The 16,893-nt window shown below is 39.9% G+C and carries 16 protein-coding genes; all 16 read left to right on the top strand.

The window, feature by feature from the left end:
- Positions 1 to 20: 20 nt before the first annotated feature.
- The 16 genes from lpxD to hisB all read left to right on the top strand — a co-directional run bounded on the left by lpxD (position 21) and on the right by hisB (position 16,874).
- Complete coding sequence (gene lpxD, locus EZJ28_RS05415; protein ID WP_131395706.1) at positions 21 to 1,046, top strand: UDP-3-O-(3-hydroxymyristoyl)glucosamine N-acyltransferase; 1,026 nt, start codon at positions 21 to 23, stop codon at positions 1,044 to 1,046.
- Positions 1,039 to 2,439: a bifunctional UDP-3-O-[3-hydroxymyristoyl] N-acetylglucosamine deacetylase/3-hydroxyacyl-ACP dehydratase gene (locus tag EZJ28_RS05410; RefSeq protein WP_131395704.1), complete on the top strand. Its 1,401-nt coding sequence runs from the start codon at positions 1,039 to 1,041 to the stop codon at positions 2,437 to 2,439. Before lpxD ends, EZJ28_RS05410 begins: the two co-directional genes overlap by 8 nt.
- A gap of 5 nt (positions 2,440 to 2,444) precedes the next feature.
- A complete protein-coding gene (gene lpxA / locus EZJ28_RS05405; RefSeq protein ID WP_131395702.1) occupies positions 2,445 to 3,230 on the top strand; it encodes an acyl-ACP--UDP-N-acetylglucosamine O-acyltransferase in 786 nt (261 codons plus the stop codon).
- Between the two features lie 9 nt (positions 3,231 to 3,239).
- On the top strand, positions 3,240 to 3,806 hold the full coding sequence (efp, locus tag EZJ28_RS05400; protein WP_131395700.1) for an elongation factor P: 567 nt from the start codon (positions 3,240 to 3,242) through the stop codon (positions 3,804 to 3,806).
- A 9-nt stretch (positions 3,807 to 3,815) separates the two neighbouring features.
- Positions 3,816 to 4,745 (top strand): UDP-3-O-(3-hydroxymyristoyl)glucosamine N-acyltransferase, encoded by a 930-nt coding sequence (locus EZJ28_RS05395; RefSeq protein ID WP_131395698.1) that lies wholly within the window; start codon positions 3,816 to 3,818, stop codon positions 4,743 to 4,745.
- Positions 4,746 to 4,751: 6 nt separating this feature from the next.
- Positions 4,752 to 5,147, top strand: coding sequence for a nuclear transport factor 2 family protein (locus tag EZJ28_RS05390; RefSeq protein WP_131395697.1), 396 nt, complete (start codon positions 4,752 to 4,754; stop codon positions 5,145 to 5,147).
- 120 nt (positions 5,148 to 5,267) lie between these two features.
- A complete protein-coding gene (locus EZJ28_RS05385) occupies positions 5,268 to 5,633 on the top strand; it encodes a BlaI/MecI/CopY family transcriptional regulator (protein WP_131395696.1) in 366 nt (121 codons plus the stop codon).
- 1 nt (position 5,634) lies between these two features.
- Complete coding sequence (locus EZJ28_RS05380; RefSeq protein ID WP_131395695.1) at positions 5,635 to 7,407, top strand: M56 family metallopeptidase; 1,773 nt, start codon at positions 5,635 to 5,637, stop codon at positions 7,405 to 7,407.
- Positions 7,408 to 7,569: 162 nt separating this feature from the next.
- Complete coding sequence (sucD, locus tag EZJ28_RS05375) at positions 7,570 to 8,445, top strand: succinate--CoA ligase subunit alpha (RefSeq protein WP_131395694.1); 876 nt, start codon at positions 7,570 to 7,572, stop codon at positions 8,443 to 8,445.
- Between the two features lie 130 nt (positions 8,446 to 8,575).
- Positions 8,576 to 9,322, top strand: a complete 747-nt coding sequence (gene fabG / locus EZJ28_RS05370; RefSeq protein WP_131395693.1) for a 3-oxoacyl-[acyl-carrier-protein] reductase — start codon at positions 8,576 to 8,578, stop codon at positions 9,320 to 9,322.
- A 118-nt stretch (positions 9,323 to 9,440) separates the two neighbouring features.
- Entirely contained in the window at positions 9,441 to 11,474 is a 2,034-nt protein-coding gene (locus EZJ28_RS05365) for a vWA domain-containing protein (RefSeq protein ID WP_131395692.1), read from the top strand.
- 15 nt (positions 11,475 to 11,489) lie between these two features.
- The gene (locus EZJ28_RS05360) at positions 11,490 to 12,305 is read left to right on the top strand and encodes a prohibitin family protein (protein ID WP_131395691.1); all 816 of its coding nucleotides are present in this window, start codon (positions 11,490 to 11,492) and stop codon (positions 12,303 to 12,305) included.
- A gap of 214 nt (positions 12,306 to 12,519) precedes the next feature.
- Positions 12,520 to 13,383, top strand: a complete 864-nt coding sequence (gene hisG, locus EZJ28_RS05355) for an ATP phosphoribosyltransferase (RefSeq protein WP_131395690.1) — start codon at positions 12,520 to 12,522, stop codon at positions 13,381 to 13,383.
- A 21-nt stretch (positions 13,384 to 13,404) separates the two neighbouring features.
- Positions 13,405 to 14,688: a histidinol dehydrogenase gene (hisD, locus tag EZJ28_RS05350; protein WP_131395689.1), complete on the top strand. Its 1,284-nt coding sequence runs from the start codon at positions 13,405 to 13,407 to the stop codon at positions 14,686 to 14,688.
- A 1-nt stretch (position 14,689) separates the two neighbouring features.
- A complete protein-coding gene (gene hisC, locus EZJ28_RS05345; protein WP_131395687.1) occupies positions 14,690 to 15,742 on the top strand; it encodes a histidinol-phosphate transaminase in 1,053 nt (350 codons plus the stop codon).
- On the top strand, positions 15,735 to 16,874 hold the full coding sequence (hisB, locus tag EZJ28_RS05340) for a bifunctional histidinol-phosphatase/imidazoleglycerol-phosphate dehydratase HisB (RefSeq protein WP_131395685.1): 1,140 nt from the start codon (positions 15,735 to 15,737) through the stop codon (positions 16,872 to 16,874). The genes hisC and hisB overlap by 8 nt, the downstream gene beginning before the upstream one ends.
- The last annotated feature ends 19 nt before the right edge of the window (positions 16,875 to 16,893 follow it).

Here is a 16,893-nt window from a genome sequence, read left to right as displayed (position 1 = left end):
TTTTTTTTACTTTTGCCAGAATGAAGTTTACAGCAGCGCAAATAGCCGAGATATTAGAAGGCACGGTTGAAGGAAACCCCGAAGTGGAGGTTTCTGAACTTGCCAAGATCGAAGAAGGCTCTAAGGGATCGCTTACTTTTTTAAGCAATCCAAAATATACCTCATTCTTATATACAACCAATGCATCTATTACTATTGTAAATAGTGATTTTGAAATAGATCATCCGGTAAATACTACCCTAATCAAGGTAAAGGATGCCTATAAGGCATTCTCCACATTGCTGGAATATTACAATCAGATAAAGCTTAATAAGGCTGGAATTGAACAACCCAGTCACATTTGTGACACTGCCAAGTATGGTGAAGGATTGTATTTTGGATCATTTTCATATATGGGTGAAAATGTGATTGTTGGTGAAAATGTAAAGATCTATCCCAATGTTTATATTGGTGATAATGTGAGGATTGGTGATAATGTAACTGTTTTTGCGGGAGTAAAGATCTATTCTGAAAGTTTGATTGGAAATAACTGTACCATTCATAGTGGAGCGGTGATAGGTGCTGACGGATTTGGTTTTAGTCCTGGAGATACTGGAGAATATAGCAAGGTTCCGCAGATAGGAAATGTTATTATTGAAGATAATGTTGATATAGGAGCAGTCACAACCATTGACAGAGCAACATTAGGATCTACAATTATTAGGCAGGGTGTAAAACTGGATAATCATATCCAGATAGCACATAATGTTGAAATAGGAGAAAATACAGCTATAGCCGCTCAAACGGGTATTGCCGGTTCTACTAAGATTGGAAAGAATTGTCTTATTGGAGGACAGGTAGGCATCGCCGGTCACCTTAGCATAGGAAATAGGGTAAAGATACAGGCTCAGTCAGGAATTGGACGTGATATAAAAGATGACGAAAAACTGCAGGGAACTCCTGCAATAGGATATAGCGAATACAATAAATCCTATATTCATTTTAAGAATCTGCCTGAAACCATGAAAACTATACACCAACTGGAAAAAAAGATTAATAATGGCTGATAGAATTTTGAAGCAAACAACAATTCGGGAGGAAGTGTCTCTTGAAGGTGTTGGCCTGCATACGGGTAAAGAAGTAAAACTGACCTTTAAACCTGCGCCCGAAAATACAGGTTATGTTTTTAGAAGGACAGATCTGGACGATAAGCCAGAAGTAGAAGCTGATGTAAGCTATGTGGTAAATACCAGAAGGGGCACCAATCTGGAAAAGAATGGGGTGACCATTCAGACTTCAGAGCATGTACTGGCTGCCTGCGTGGGACTGGAAATAGATAATTTATATATAGAGCTTGATGCTTCAGAACCTCCAATCATGGATGGGTCATCCAAGTTCTTTGTAGAAGCCCTGGAAAAGGCGGGAACCGTTGAACAGGAAGCCGATCGTGAGGAATACATTGTAAATGAGATCATTTGTTATCGTGACGAAGAAAGCGGAAGCGAGATCATCGCGATGCCGGCCGAAGAGTACCAGGTGACCACGATGGTAGATTTCGGAACCAAGGTTCTTGGGACACAGAATGCTTCTCTGGAACACCTTTCAGACTTCAAAAGGGAGATAGCCGATTCCAGAACTTTTAGTTTTCTGCATGAAATAGAAACACTTCTTGAACACGGACTCATAAAGGGTGGTGACCTTAATAACGCAATTGTTTATGTTGATAAGGAAATTGGAGAAGAAACACTAAAAAAATTAAGGGTTGCTTTTAATAGGGAAGATATTTCTGTAAAACCGAACGGAATTTTAGATAATCTTACCTTGCATTATCCCAATGAGGCTGCCAGACATAAATTGCTGGACGTTCTAGGTGACCTTGCTTTGGTGGGTACAAGAATAAGGGGCAAAATAATTGCTACTAAACCAGGACATCATGTAAATACCGAATTTGCCAAGAAGATGGCTAAGGTAATAAAGGCAGAGAAGAGAAATAATATGCCTAAAATAGATCTTAACCAGCCACCTTTGATGGATGTAAACGATATCATGAATACCTTACCGCATCGTTCTCCATTTTTGCTGGTAGATAAAATATATGAGTTGACAGACTCTCACGTTATCGGGGTTAAGAACGTGACGATGAATGAGCCATTTTTCGTGGGGCATTTCCCCGGGAAACCTGTAATGCCAGGTGTTTTGCAGGTGGAGGCCATGGCGCAGACTGGAGGTATTCTCGCGCTTAAGTCGGTTCCGGATCCTGAAAATTATCTTACTTATTTTATGAAAATCGATAATGTAAGGTTCAAACAGCAGGTGGTACCCGGTGATACCTTAATATTTAAACTTGAACTATTAGCCCCGATTAGAAGGGGGATCTGCCAGATGCAGGCCTATGCCTATGTAAATGGCAAGCTGGCTACAGAAGCTATTCTGATGGCCCAAATTGTAAAATCTAAATAAAATATATGAATCAACCCTTAGCATATGTGCATCCGGGAGCAAAAATCGCCAAAAATGTGGTGATTGAGCCTTTCGCCACAATCCATAACAATGTAGTGATAGGAGAAGGTACCTGGATTGGGTCCAATGTTACGATAATGGAGGGAGCCCGTATCGGGAAAAATTGCAGTATTTTCCCCGGTGCCGTGATTTCGGCAGTTCCCCAGGACAAAAAATTCAACGACGAAGATACTCTTACCGTTATAGGAGACAATACCACTATCAGGGAGTGTGTTACCATTAACAGAGGTACTACAGACAGGATGAAGACCGTGGTAGGGAATAACTGCTGGATAATGGCTTATTGCCATATCGCACACGATTGTATAGTAGGAGATAACTGTATTTTTTCGAATAACAGTACGCTTGCCGGCCATATCAATGTAGGAGACCATGTAGTCCTGGCCGGGATGGCTGCAATTCAGCAATTTTGCAGTATTGGAAAGCATGCTTTTGTGACTGGCGGATCTCTGGTAAGAAAAGATGTACCTCCTTTCGTGAAGGCAGGAAGGGAACCTTTAAGTTATGTTGGGATCAACTCAATAGGATTGCGAAGAAGAGGTTTCTCTACTGAAAAGATCAGAGAGATACAGGATATCTATCGAATTCTTTATCAGAAAAATTATAATAATTCCCAGGCAGTGGCTATAATTGAAGCAGAAATGCAGGCTACTGCAGAAAGGGATGAAATACTGGAATTTATTAAAAACTCACAAAGAGGTATCATGAAAGGATACTTCAGTTCAAATTAATTTATAAAAATGGCTACAACCAGCGATATTAGAAACGGACTTTGTATTCGATATAATCACGATATTTATAAGATCGTGGAATTTCTTCATGTGAAACCGGGAAAAGGTCCTGCTTTCGTTAGAACAAAACTTAAAAGTGTGACCACAGGGAAAGTACTTGAAAATACTTTTTCTGCCGGCCATAAAATTGAAGATATCAGAGTGGAAACTCATAAATATCAGTTCCTTTATGAAGATGGCGAATTCTGGCATTTTATGAATGTTGAAGATTATACTCAGATTAGACTAACTGAGAATGCATTGGATATGCCTAAACTTCTGAAAGAAGGAGAGGTGGTTACCATTCTTATAAATACCGAAGATAATATGCCGCTTTCCGTGGAGATGCCTGCCAGTGTAGTGCTCGAGGTAACTCATACTGAGCCTGGTGTAAAAGGTAACACAGCAACGAATGCTACTAAACCGGCGACTGTAGAAACCGGGTTCGAAGTAAACGTTCCGCTTTTTATCAATGAAGGGGATAAGATCAGGATAGAGACTGAGAAGGGGACTTATAAGGAAAGAATAAAAGAATAAAAGGCTTATATGAGGTTTACCAGGAAACATTCCCTTAAGGAAATCGCGGAACTTATAGGAAGTGAATATGTTGGCGATGCCGATTTTCCGGTATGGGGAATGAATGAGATACATGTGGTGACCCCGGGTGATATTGTCTTTGTAGACCATCCGAAATATTACGATAAAGCCTTGAATTCAGCGGCAACTATTATTCTTATAAATAAGCAGGTAGCGTGCCCGAAGGGAAAGGCTTTGTTAATATCAGATGATCCCTTTAGGGATTTCAATAAGCTTACAAAACACTTTAAACCTTTTCAGGCTTCGGCTGGGATGATCTCAGATTCTGCCTTCGTGGGAGAGGGAACTATCATTCAGCCCAATGTATATCTGGGGAATAATGTGAAAATAGGCAATAACTGTCTTATTCATTCCAGTGTGAATATCGGTGATAACTGTGTCATTGGAGACAATGTGATCATTCATAGCGGCACCGTCTTGGGAGGTGATGCTTTTTATTACAAGAAAAGACCTGATGGTTTTGATAAGTTGCTTTCAGGCGGAAGAGTGGTAGTGAAGGATAACGTAGAGATAGGATCCAACAATTCGATTGATAGAGGGGTAACAGGAGATACGATTATTGGAGAAGGTTCAAAACTGGATAATTTGATACAGATTGGACACGATACCGTGATCGGAAAGAACTGTTTGATTGCTTCGCAGGTTGGTATTGCCGGGTGTGTGGTTGTTGAAGATGATGTAACCATTTGGGGACAGGTTGGAATCAGAAGCGATGTGACTATTGCTAAAGGAACCGTTCTGATGGCCCAGTGCGGCGTTTCGAAAGACACTGACCCTAATACTACTTATTGGGGGACTCCCTTTGGAGAAGTTCGAACAAAGTTGAAAGAATATGCGGCTATCAAGAAATTACCGGAAATCGTTAAATCATTAAAATAGCTAACTATGGGTTCAAAGACTAAAGAAATTGTTGAAAAATTCTATAAGTCCAATTTCTATCAGGATGATGGGGTTCTGGAGAGTTTTCTTCATCCCGATGTGGAATTGTCATGGTATGGAACTACCGGTTTCAGGAAATTGAACCTGGAGGGAATAGCTGAGATAAGTAGCCTGCTTGCTTCCTCGTACGAATCCCTTAGGGCAGAAGTAGAAAAGATAGTAGTTAATAAAGATGAGGTGGCTATTAACTTTACTTATCATGTTCGAACCATAGAAAACCCTGAAGAAGAGATGCCTCTGGCACATTTCATTGCAATATGGGAATTAAAAGACGGAAAGCTATACAGGGGTGTTCAAATAAGCCAGTTAGGCGAGGAGATTGACGAAAGCCCCTGGTCTTAACTCGATCATTACAGATTTTAATTACAGCCCTTTTATGAGGGCTTTTTTTATTTGGTTTTTGTTCTATGTTTGTAGAATTTAAAATATTATTCTACATTTGTAGAGTAAATAAATTTAGTTATGGAACTATCTAACGCCGAAGAACAATTGATGCAGCTCCTATGGAAAAAGGAAAAGGCCTTAATGAAAGAACTCGTAGACGCCTATCCCGAACCAAAACCAGCAGTAACAACCGTGGCAACTTTACTGAAAAGGATGCAGGATAAGAATTTTGTAGGTTATACACAGAAGGGCAGGTCCCGGGAGTATTTTCCGAAAGTTTCTAAAAGGAATTATTTCTCAAGGCAGATGAATGGTATGATAAAGAGCTTTTTTAACGACTCTGCTTCTCAATTTGCATCTTTTTTCACCAAGGAAACAGATCTTAGTGAAGAAGAGTTAAAGGAAATAAGAAAGCTTATTGACGAACGGATAAAGAACAAATGACATGATAGTTTATTTAATAAAATCCCTGCTCTGTCTGCTTGTATTATTCTCATTTTACAAGGTGTTCCTGGAAGCTGAAAGTATGCACAGCTTTAAGCGTTTCTTTCTGCTAGGATCTGTGGTTTTCTCAATTGTTCTTCCTCTAATCACATTTTCATATACTGTTGAATATGCAGAAGACCCTGTAATGGTAATTCCTTTTTCTGAAGTTTCAGAAAACAGGCCTGGTAACCATAATGAAAACTGGCATTCATATTTAGTGTCTATAGCATTAATTATTTACATGATAGGGGTTTTAATCATGGGTTTCAGGTTTTCTAAAAACCTCCGTTCCATTCAAAGGGATATTAAAAACAATCAGCAACTAAAGAACTGGAATTACATTTATGTTCTTTTAAAGCAAAAGTTGGTTCCGCACACCTTTCTTAATTATATTTTTCTAAGTAAAGGCGAATATGAAAATGATCAGATTTCAGAATCTGTTATAGAGCATGAGAAGGCTCATGTAGATCAAAAACATTCACTGGATATTTTATTCATCGAAAGTTTGCAGGTTATTTTCTGGTTCAATCCGGTTTTTATATGGTTAAAGAAATCAGTGAAACTTAACCATGAGTTTCTTGCAGATCAGCAGGTTGTATCGAAAAAAGCGAATGCACTTGAATACTCCAATGTACTCCTGAATTATAGTACAGATTTTCATCACAATTCATTATCAAGCTCAATAAGCAATTCATTAATCAAAAAACGAATCATTATGATTTCAAAAAGTTTTTCATTTAAACGCTTTCTAAGCAGGATAGGATTTTTACTCCCGTTTCTGGCCTTATGTATTTATTTCTTTAATAATGATATAGTTGCCAAACCAGTTGTTAAAAGTGTTGATGCTAAGGAGGAAAAAGTTCTTATAAAAGAAGACCAGGATTTGGATGTAATTTCTATTCGACTGGAAAAGGATAAAATATTTGTTAATAACAACCAGGTAAAATTAAATTCATTTGCGGCTCATCTGGATAAGCTGGTGGAAGATAAAAGCGATGCCAAGTTAAAAGAGATGAGCTTCCATATGAGGACAGAGAAGGGGAAAGAGGGGCTTCTGAATTTGTTGAACAGGGAATTTGAAAAAACCAGATTTTCCAAAGTGACCGGAAATTCCATTTTACCTCCACCTCCTCCAATTCCCGATGCGAAGGTTGCACCACCGCCGGGTGCGCCTTCTCCACAGAATGCTGGTGAGGTGCCCCCACCGCCAAAGGCACCGAAAATGTCACCTAGGAATGCGCCTCCAGCACCTCCTGCACCGAAAGCAGAATCCGAAAGAAGGTGGAAAGAAGAAGCGTTAAGAAGTGAGAGAATGGAAGCCAGAAGGAGGGAAAGAAGAAAGGAAGTGATAGCACATAGAAAACAGCTACAGGAGAAGCGAAAGGAAATAATGGAAGAAAGGAAGCAGTTAACTGAAAAAGAAAGAAAGCAGCGTAGGGAAGAAATTGAAATAGAACACAAAGAAATGCGTAAAGAAATGGAGGAAGCTAGGGAAAAGCATCGGAGGATAGCAGAGCAGGAAGGGGAGAGAAATATTCCACCACCTCCGCCGCCATCATCACCTCAGAAGGTGATTGATGAAGTTGAAGCAGCTGGTGGAAGCTTTTATTATAATGGTAAACAGATTTCGGTTCAACGAGCAAGACAAATTGTTTTAAGTAAGAAGAATATTAATGTAAACGTAAATAATACAGGTGATTCTTCATCGAAGGTGGAAATTTCAGATAATTAGAGTTTAACCGAATCTTTAAATCCCGGACCCAAAAGTTTGGTATTTTTTCATTTCTATCCATTTTAGGGGAATTTTAGCAATTACGAAGAGAATAATGTTTGAAATGGCTTTAGGTTTTATAAGGAAAAACATACTTTTGTAAACCAAAATCAAAAAACACTTATGAGCGTTTTAGTTAATAAAAATTCTAAAGTAATCGTGCAGGGTTTTACCGGAAGTGAAGGTACTTTCCATGCCGAGCAGATGATAGAATATGGTACGAATGTAGTTGGTGGGGTTACTCCTGGTAAAGGAGGACAAAAGCACCTTAATAAACCGGTTTTTAATACGGTATCTGATGCCGTTGAACAGACCGGAGCAGATGTTTCGATCATTTTTGTACCACCGGCTTTTGCTGCAGATGCCATTATGGAAGCTGCTGATGCCGGAATCAAAGTTATAATTACTATTACTGAAGGTATTCCTGTTGCAGACATGGTGAAAGCTGCAGATTATATCAAAGACCGTGATTGCCGACTGGTAGGCCCTAACTGTCCTGGTGTTATTACTCCTGGAGAGGCAAAAGTTGGTATCATGCCAGGTTTCGTATTCAAAAAAGGAAAAGTAGGAATCGTTTCTAAATCCGGTACTCTAACTTATGAGGCGGCAGATCAGGTTGTGAAGCAGGGTCTTGGGATTACTACAGCTATTGGAATCGGTGGAGACCCTATCATCGGGACCACAACTAAAGAAGCTGTTGAGTTATTGATGAACGACGAGGAAACAGAATGTATCGTTATGATAGGTGAGATTGGTGGTCAGCTTGAGGCTGATGCTGCCAAATGGGTTAAAGAGAACGGTAACAAAAAACCTGTTGTTGGTTTTATCGCTGGTGAAACTGCTCCTGCCGGACGAACTATGGGACATGCCGGTGCGATAGTTGGAGGGAGTGAAGATACCGCTCAGGCCAAGAAAAAGATCCTTAAGGAAAATGGGATCCATGTAGTTGATTCTCCGGCTGAGATCGGAGTGAAGGTAGCTGAAGTTCTAAATAGCTAAGACAAACAAATATTTTTAAAAATATCCTTCTGATGATGTCCTGAAAAATGGATATTCCGGAAGGATTTTTTATTTGATGCCTGTCCAGTTTTGTTATATTTGGATAGTCAATTAACCAAGATCAATCAATATGAAATTATTAGAAGGAAAGAATGCTATAATTACAGGCGGTAGCCGTGGAATAGGAAAAGGTATCGCACAGGTTTTTGCGAAGCACGGAGCAAACGTCGCTTTCACATACAATTCTTCGGCACAGTCAGCTGAAGAGCTTGCTAAAGAGCTAGAAGGGATGGGCGTAAAAGCTAAAGCTTATCAGTCCAATGCGGCCAGTTTTAAGGAAGCTCAGGAGTTAGTGGATAAGGTGAACGAGGATTTTGGTTCTATCGATATTCTTGTAAATAATGCCGGGATCACAAAGGATAATCTTTTGATGAGGATGAGCGAAGAAGATTTTGATAAGGTCATTGAAGTGAACCTTAAATCTATTTTCAATATGACCAAGGCTGTTCAGCGTACAATGCTGAAACAGCGAAGCGGAAGTATTATAAATATGAGTTCTGTTGTTGGTGTTACCGGGAATGCCGGACAGGCAAATTATGCAGCCTCCAAGGCTGGGATTATTGGTTTCTCAAAATCCATGGCTCAGGAGCTTGGCTCGCGTAACATAAGGACCAACGTGATCGCTCCCGGATTTATTGAGACTGAAATGACCGAAAAACTTGATGAGAAGACAGTTCAGGGGTGGAGAGAGTCTATTCCGCTTAAAAGAGGGGGAACTCCTGAAGATATCGCTAATGCCTGTGTGTATTTAGGAAGTGATCTTAGTTCCTATGTTACAGGTCAGATAATTCATGTTGACGGTGGGATGCATACCTAAAAGAAGTTAGATTCTTTAAGTAGGAAGTTAGAATTTCAGGTTTTCATTAATTTTTATAGCGATGAAAATTTTAGTTAACTTGGAGCTTTGAGCTGCTAGTTTATAACTTCAAACTTTAATGACGATATTCACTATAGTATATATAACCCTGGCTCTCATAGCAGCGCTGGGGTTTGCTTTTTTTCAATATTTGTTCGGGAAGCAGCACTGGCAGCGAAAGGATTATGTTTTTTTTGGTCTACGAACGCTTTCTGTGTTTCTGGTGCTCTTATTGCTTATTAACCCGAAGATAACCTCTACAGAATATGAGATAGAAAAGCCCGAACTCGTTATTCTTGCTGATAATTCTCAATCTATAACCTATCTTGAGGAAAAGGGAAAGCTGGAAAATCTCTCAAACAGGCTTTCAGAGAACACTGAGATCAATCAAAATTTTGAAGTAAACCATATAAGTTTCGGAGAAGAACTCTCTTTAGAGGATAGTCTTGATTTTAGTGCCGGGCAGACAAATATATACAGGGCTCTTTCTGAAACTCAGGAAATATTTTCGGGAAAACAATCGGCCATAGTATTACTCACCGACGGTAACCAAAGCCTGGGAAGGGATTTTCGATATTTTAAGTCCAAAGAGAACACCAGAATTTTTCCTATTGTAATAGGAGATACCATCACTTATAAGGACCTGAGTATAGAAAGGATAAACTCTAACCGGTATGCTTTTTTAAACAATCGCTTTCCGGTTGAAGTATTTTTAAATTATTCAGGGCAGGAACCTGTAGAAAGTAATTTTAGAATAAAATCTGGCAACAGTATTATTTTTTCCACAAATGTTGAATTTACAAAGGATGTTAGATCCCAAATTATAAAGACCGATCTTCCTGCAAATTCTCTTGGTGTAAAAAGCTTCCGGGTAGAGATCGAAGCTCTTCCAGATGAAAAAAACAATGTCAATAATCAGCAGAATTTCGCCATTGAAGTGATAGATGAGAGAACCTCAGTGCTCATCTTAAGTGAGAATCCGCATCCAGATCTTGGTGCTATCAAGAAATCAGTTGAAAGTAATCAGCAACGTGTAGCTGACATAAAATATTTAGACAATAAAAATTTACAATTTAAAGATTATCAATTGATTATAATAAATCAGCCAAACAGAAGGTTTAAGAGTGTGATTGATGAGATCTTAGGTGAAAACTATAATTATTTGATACTGACCGGCAGCCAAACCGATTGGAATTACCTCAATAGTCTTGGTCTTGGTTATACAAGAAGTGCTACAAGTCAGCCCCAGGAAATATTTCCTGTATATAATCCCACCTTCAGTTCATTTCAGTTTGAGGATATTGGTTTTGATGATTTCCCTCCGCTGGTAGATAAGTTTGGCCCTCTGGAATTTGATAATTCAATATTCGGGGTGATGCTTTATCAGGAACTTCAGGGAGTAAAGACCGGAGAGCCTTTGCTTGGGGTTTCAAAGAATTCACCAAAGTCAGGTTTTTTACTTGGCGAGAATATCTGGCGCTGGCGGGCAAAATCTTATCTTGATAATAAGTCTTTTGAAGAGTTCGATGATTTTTTTGGAAAACTCGTTCAGAATCTTTCTTCCAAACGATCCCGGGACCGATTAACCATAGAGAACGAGAACTTTTATTACGCCAACCAGAATGTGATCATCACGGCCCAGTATTTTGACGAAAACTATCAATTTGATGCCGGTGAAAACCTGAAGATAACCGTAACTAATAAGGAGAGTGAAGAAAGCTTTACTTCAGACCTGGTGGTGAAGAACAATTTCTACCAATTTGATGGAGGAGATCTTCCTCCTGGAAATTATGCTTTTACCATTTCAGTTCTGGATAGTAATATATCTAAATCCGGCAGTTTTGAGGTTATAGATTATAATACCGAACAGCAGTTTGTCTCGGCAAACCTGGAAGGCCTTAAGGCATTTTCAGAGAATAACGCCACCAGTCTTATTTACCCGGATAGGTTAGAAGATCTTATTAGTAGTCTTCTTAATGACGATAAGTTCCGGCCGGTGCAGAAAAGCCGACAAAAAAACGTACCTTTGATCGACTGGTATTACCTATTGTTTATCCTGATAATTATTCTTGCCGCTGAATGGTTTTACCGAAAATATTTAGGATTAATTTAAATTCAATTTTTATATATGGAACGATTACCCAAGATTGGCATACCTTTATTCATCGGTATCGTCATTTTAATAATTTTTATTGCAAAATCTACAGTTACAATAGATTCCGGTGAAGCCGGAGTTCTTTACCGAACCTTTGGCGGGGGTGTTGTTACAGACCAGCCTCCTTTATCTGAAGGATTTCATCTGGTAGCTCCCTGGAATAAGGTGTTTGTTTATGAAGTAAGACAGCAGTCAATAGATGAGGAGATGCGTGTGCTTTCGTCAAACGGACTGGAAATACGTCTTGATGCATCTGTATGGTTTCAGCCGGAATATGAAAGACTGGGGAAACTTCACCAGGAAAAAGGTGAAGCCTATATTCAGCGTCTGTTACAGCCTGCCATCCGTTCAGCAACGAGGGCAGTGGTAGGCCGTTATAATCCTGAACAATTATACGCCAGTAAAAGGGAAGCTATTCAGAAAGAGATATTCGATGAGACCAATCTTTTGTTAGAAGATCAGTATGTTCAGGTTAATGAGGTGCTCGTAAGAGATGTTTCGCTTCCTCCAACCATTAAAGAGGCGATCGAAAGAAAGTTGAGACAGGAACAGGAATCTCTTGAATATGAGTTTCGTTTAACAAAGGCTGAACAGGAAGCGGAAAGACAGCGAATCGATGCGGAAGGTAAAGCCCGTGCCAACAGGATCCTTAACGAATCACTTACTGAAAAGGTTTTAAAGGAAAAAGGTATTCAGGCTACCCTGGAACTGGCTAAGTCACCGAACAGTAAGGTGGTGGTTATTGGTTCCGGTGATGATGGAATGCCTCTGATCTTGGGGGGGAATTAAAAACAAATCTTAAAAATTACAAATGGAGTCCTGTTTTTAATTTTTTTGTTTAGATTTGAAACTTCAATGAGAACGAACTTTGTACATCATCATCATATTTCTACCCACGCTCAGGCGAGGTGAATATGATATGCTGTAACATTACCTAATATATCATGACCCGTTTGAGCAATCAAACGGGTTTTTTTATTTTAAAAAGTAAGCTAATTGAGTTATGAGTAAAGAAAAATTAAGAATCGCAGTTCAGAAATCGGGCCGACTTTATGAGGATTCCATAAAGATACTTAAGGATGCCGGGATTTCCATAGACAACGGGAAAGAGCAGTTGAAGGCTTCATCCCGAAATTTCCCTCTGGAGGTTATGTATCTTAGGAATGGTGATATTCCGCAGTATTTAAGGGATGGAGTGGTAGACGTAGCCATAATAGGTGAAAATGTCCTAATTGAAAAAGGGCAGGATATCATTCAGGGTGAAAAGCTTGGTTTCTCAAAATGCAGGGTTTCCATGGCAGTGCCAAAATCCTTTAAATATTCCGGGGTGAAGGATCTGGACGGGTTGAAGATCGCAACATCTTACCCCAATACTGTCAATGCTTTTCTCGCCGAAAAGGGGATATCTGCAGATCTGCATATAATTAATGGTTCTGTGGAGATCGCTCCCAACATTGGTTTGGCCGATGCTATTTGTGATATCGTTTCCAGCGGAAGCACTCTTTTTAAAAACGGCCTTAAGGAAGTTGAAGTTATGTTGAAAAGCGAAGCCGTTCTTGCAATCTCTCCTCAAATATCTTCAGAACGAAAAGATATATTGGCAAAACTCCAATTCAGGCTCAAGTCTGTTCTGAATGCCCGCACATCCAAATACATCTTACTGAATGCCCCAAATGAGAAACTCAACGATATTATCAAATTATTGCCAGGGATGAGAAGCCCTACAGTACTTCCGCTTGCAGAAGAAGGCTGGAGCTCGGTTCATACGGTGATCAATGAAGAGCGATTCTGGGAGGTAATAGATGAACTTAAGAATTGCGGAGCGGAAGGAATTCTTGTTGCGCCAATAGAAAAAATGGTAATTTAATAACTGCTGAAAATTTAGATTATGAATAAGATTATAAATCCTTCAAGAGCAGACTGGGCGGAGATCCTGAAAAGGCCAACCCAGACTGTGGCCGATATTGAGCAAACCGTAAATCAGATCTTTGACGAGATCAAAACAAAAGGAAATTCAGCAGTTGCTAAGTATACTGATCTGTTTGACGGGATTAAGCTGGATAGTCTGGTTGTGATTCCTAAGGAGATCGAAGAGGCTAAAAGGGAGGTCTCTGCTGATTTGAAAGAAGCGATTCAGCTAGCTAAAGCTAATATTGAGAAATTCCATTCTGCACAAAAGACCGATCGTGTGAGTGTGGAGACTACCAGCGGAGTAAGTTGCTGGCAGGAGAAGAAACCAATTCAAAAAGTGGGGTTATACATTCCGGGTGGAACCGCCCCGTTATTCTCATCAATATTAATGCTTGCAATTCCCGCAAGACTTGCAGGATGCGATGAGATTATTCTATGTACACCACCAAATAAAGAAGGAAAAGTGAATTCGGCAATTCTTTATGCCGCTGACCTTTGCGGGGTTACAAAGATCTTTAAGATAGGAGGTATCCAGGCTATCGGAGCCATGACCTTTGGTACTGAGGATGTGCCGCAGGTCTATAAGATATTTGGTCCCGGGAATCAATTTGTAACCGTTGCCAAACAGCTCGCTACTAAATATCAGGTGGCTATAGACATGCCTGCAGGCCCATCTGAACTCCTTATTTTTGCTGATGATTCGGCTAGAGCCAACTACGTGGCTTCCGATCTGTTGAGTCAGGCAGAACATGGTGCAGACAGTCAGGTGATCCTGGTTTCCACCTCTGAAAAATTAGTGGATCAGGTTTCCGAAGAAATTGAAAACCAGATTTATGATCTGCCAAGGAAAGAGATCGCCCAAAAAGCTATTGAGAATTCGAGGTTGATTCTGGTAGACAGCGATGAAGTGGCTTTGGAGCTGATTAACGAGTATAGTCCTGAACACTTTATAGTCTGCGCAGAGAATGAAACGTTCTTTGTGGAAGGAATTGCCAATGCCGGTTCGGTTTTTATTGGCAATTATGCACCTGAGAGTGCTGGAGATTACGCTTCCGGAACTAATCATACCTTGCCTACTAATGGATATGCCAAGCAATATAGCGGAGTGAACCTCGATAGTTTTATGAAGACTATCACTTTTCAGAAGATAACCGAAGATGGGATCAGGAAAATTGGACCATCTATAGAATTGCTGGCGGAAGCTGAAGGCTTACAGGCTCACAAGAACGCAGTTAGTCTAAGATTAAAAGACCTGGAATAGTATGAGTGTATTTGATATAAATAACCTCGTTCGCAGGAATGTTGCTGCCCTTAAGCCTTATTCATCTGCCAGGGACGAATTCCAGACCCAGGGTACCGGGATGGTCTTTCTGGATGCAAATGAAAACCCAAATGACACCGGGCTTAACCGCTATCCCGATCCTCAGCAGATTTTACTTAAAGAGAAGCTTTCTGCAGTTAAGAATGTTCCGGTAGGTAATATTCTTTTGGGGAATGGAAGTGATGAAGTGCTGGACCTGATCTTCCGGGCTTTTTGTGAACCGGGAAATGATAATGTTATAACCATGCCGCCAACTTACGGCATGTATAAGGTGCTTGCAGATATTAATGCTGTTGAGAACAGGGAAGTGCTTTTAAACCATAATTTCGAGCCGGATGTAACTGCTATATTGAATCAGGTAAACAGGAGTACAAAGATCATTTTTCTTTGCTCACCTAATAACCCTTCCGGAAATTCCTTTGAGGCGGAAAGAATAAAAAAGATCCTGGAAAATTTTAATGGTCTTGTGGTGATCGACGAGGCTTATATTAATTTTTCTGAGACCAATAGTTGGGCTGTAGAGCTTCAGCAATATCCAAACCTGATAGTCACCCAAACATTTTCAAAGGCATATGGAATGGCCGGAATAAGGTTGGGAATTCTTTATGCTTCTGAAGAAATTATAAAGATTTTAAACCGGATCAAACCTCCATATAACGTAAATCAACTTACTCAGAACGAAGCGCTTGACAGGTTAAGGAATTTAAAAGAGGTAAACACCCAAGTGTCTGATATACTGAAAGAAAAGCGCACCCTAGTTAAAGAATTAGTTGAAGTTAACTTTATTTCGAAAGTTTATAAATCGGATGCCAATTTTTTACTTATTGAAGTGGATAACGCTAATATAAGATACGAACAGCTGATCGATAAGGGAATAGTGGTAAGGAACCGAAGCAACCAGCCCTTATGTGAAAATTGCCTGCGGATTACAGTAGGTACCCAGAAAGAAAACACAGAACTGATCAACGCATTAAAAGAGATTGAAAATGACTAAAATTTTATTTGTAGACCGGGACGGAACCCTGATACATGAGCCGGAAGATTACCAGATAGACAACCTTGATAAACTGGAGTTCTACCCCGAGGTTTTGACCTACATGGGAAAGATCGCCAAGGAACTGGATTATGAGATAGTAATGGTAACCAATCAGGATGGATTGGGGACCGATAGTTTTCCGGAAGATGATTTCTGGCCTATTCAGAATTTTATCATTAAAACCTTTAAGAATGAAGGAGTGGAATTCCTGGATGTTTTTATAGACAGAACCTTCCCTGAAGATAATGCGCCTACCCGAAAGCCTAATCTGGGGCTAATGGAAGGGAAGTTCCTGAATAATGATCAGTATGACCTTAAAAATTCCTTTATGATCGGCGACCGACTTACCGATATTGAATTCGCCTTTAACTTTGGAGGGAAAGGCATTTTTATAGATAATCATGAACACCTTGGGGCCGATGAAGTTGAGAATGACAAAAGCGAAGTAGAGGAAAGTATCGCGTTGAAAACAAGTTCCTGGAAAGAGATCTATGAATTTTTAAAACTTCAGGATCGTACAGCGAGTGTGAAAAGGAAGACGAACGAAACAGATATCAAAATTGAATTGAATTTAGATGGATCGGGGAAAAGCGAAATAAGTACCGGAATTGCCTTTTTTGACCATATGCTAGACCAGCTTGCCCGTCACGGGCAGATGGACCTTAAGATAAAGGTAGATGGTGATCTTGAGGTGGATGAACATCATACCATTGAGGATACCGCCATTGCCCTGGGAGAAGTTTTCAGTCAGGCACTGGGCAATAAACTTGGAATTGAGAGATACGGTTTCTGTCTGCCTATGGATGACTGTCTGGCACAGGTTGCCATTGACTTTGGCGGTCGTAATTGGCTGGAGTGGGACGCAGAATTCAACCGTGAAATGATTGGGAAAATGCCAACCGAGATGTTCTACCATTTCTTCAAATCATTTACCGATGGGGCTAAGGCTAATCTTAATGTAAAGGCTGAAGGTGTGAATGAGCATCATAAGATCGAAGCCATTTTCAAGGCTTTTGCAAAGTCGATCAAAATGGCGGTAAAGAGGGATACCGAAAAAATGATACTTCCATCAACAAAAGGAATGCTTTAGGGAAGTTAGATCTTAGAAA

This window comes from Gramella sp. KN1008, from assembly GCF_004332155.1.
GTDB lineage: Bacteria > Bacteroidota > Bacteroidia > Flavobacteriales > Flavobacteriaceae > Christiangramia.
This window is presented reverse-complemented; position numbering and strand designations above follow the sequence as displayed.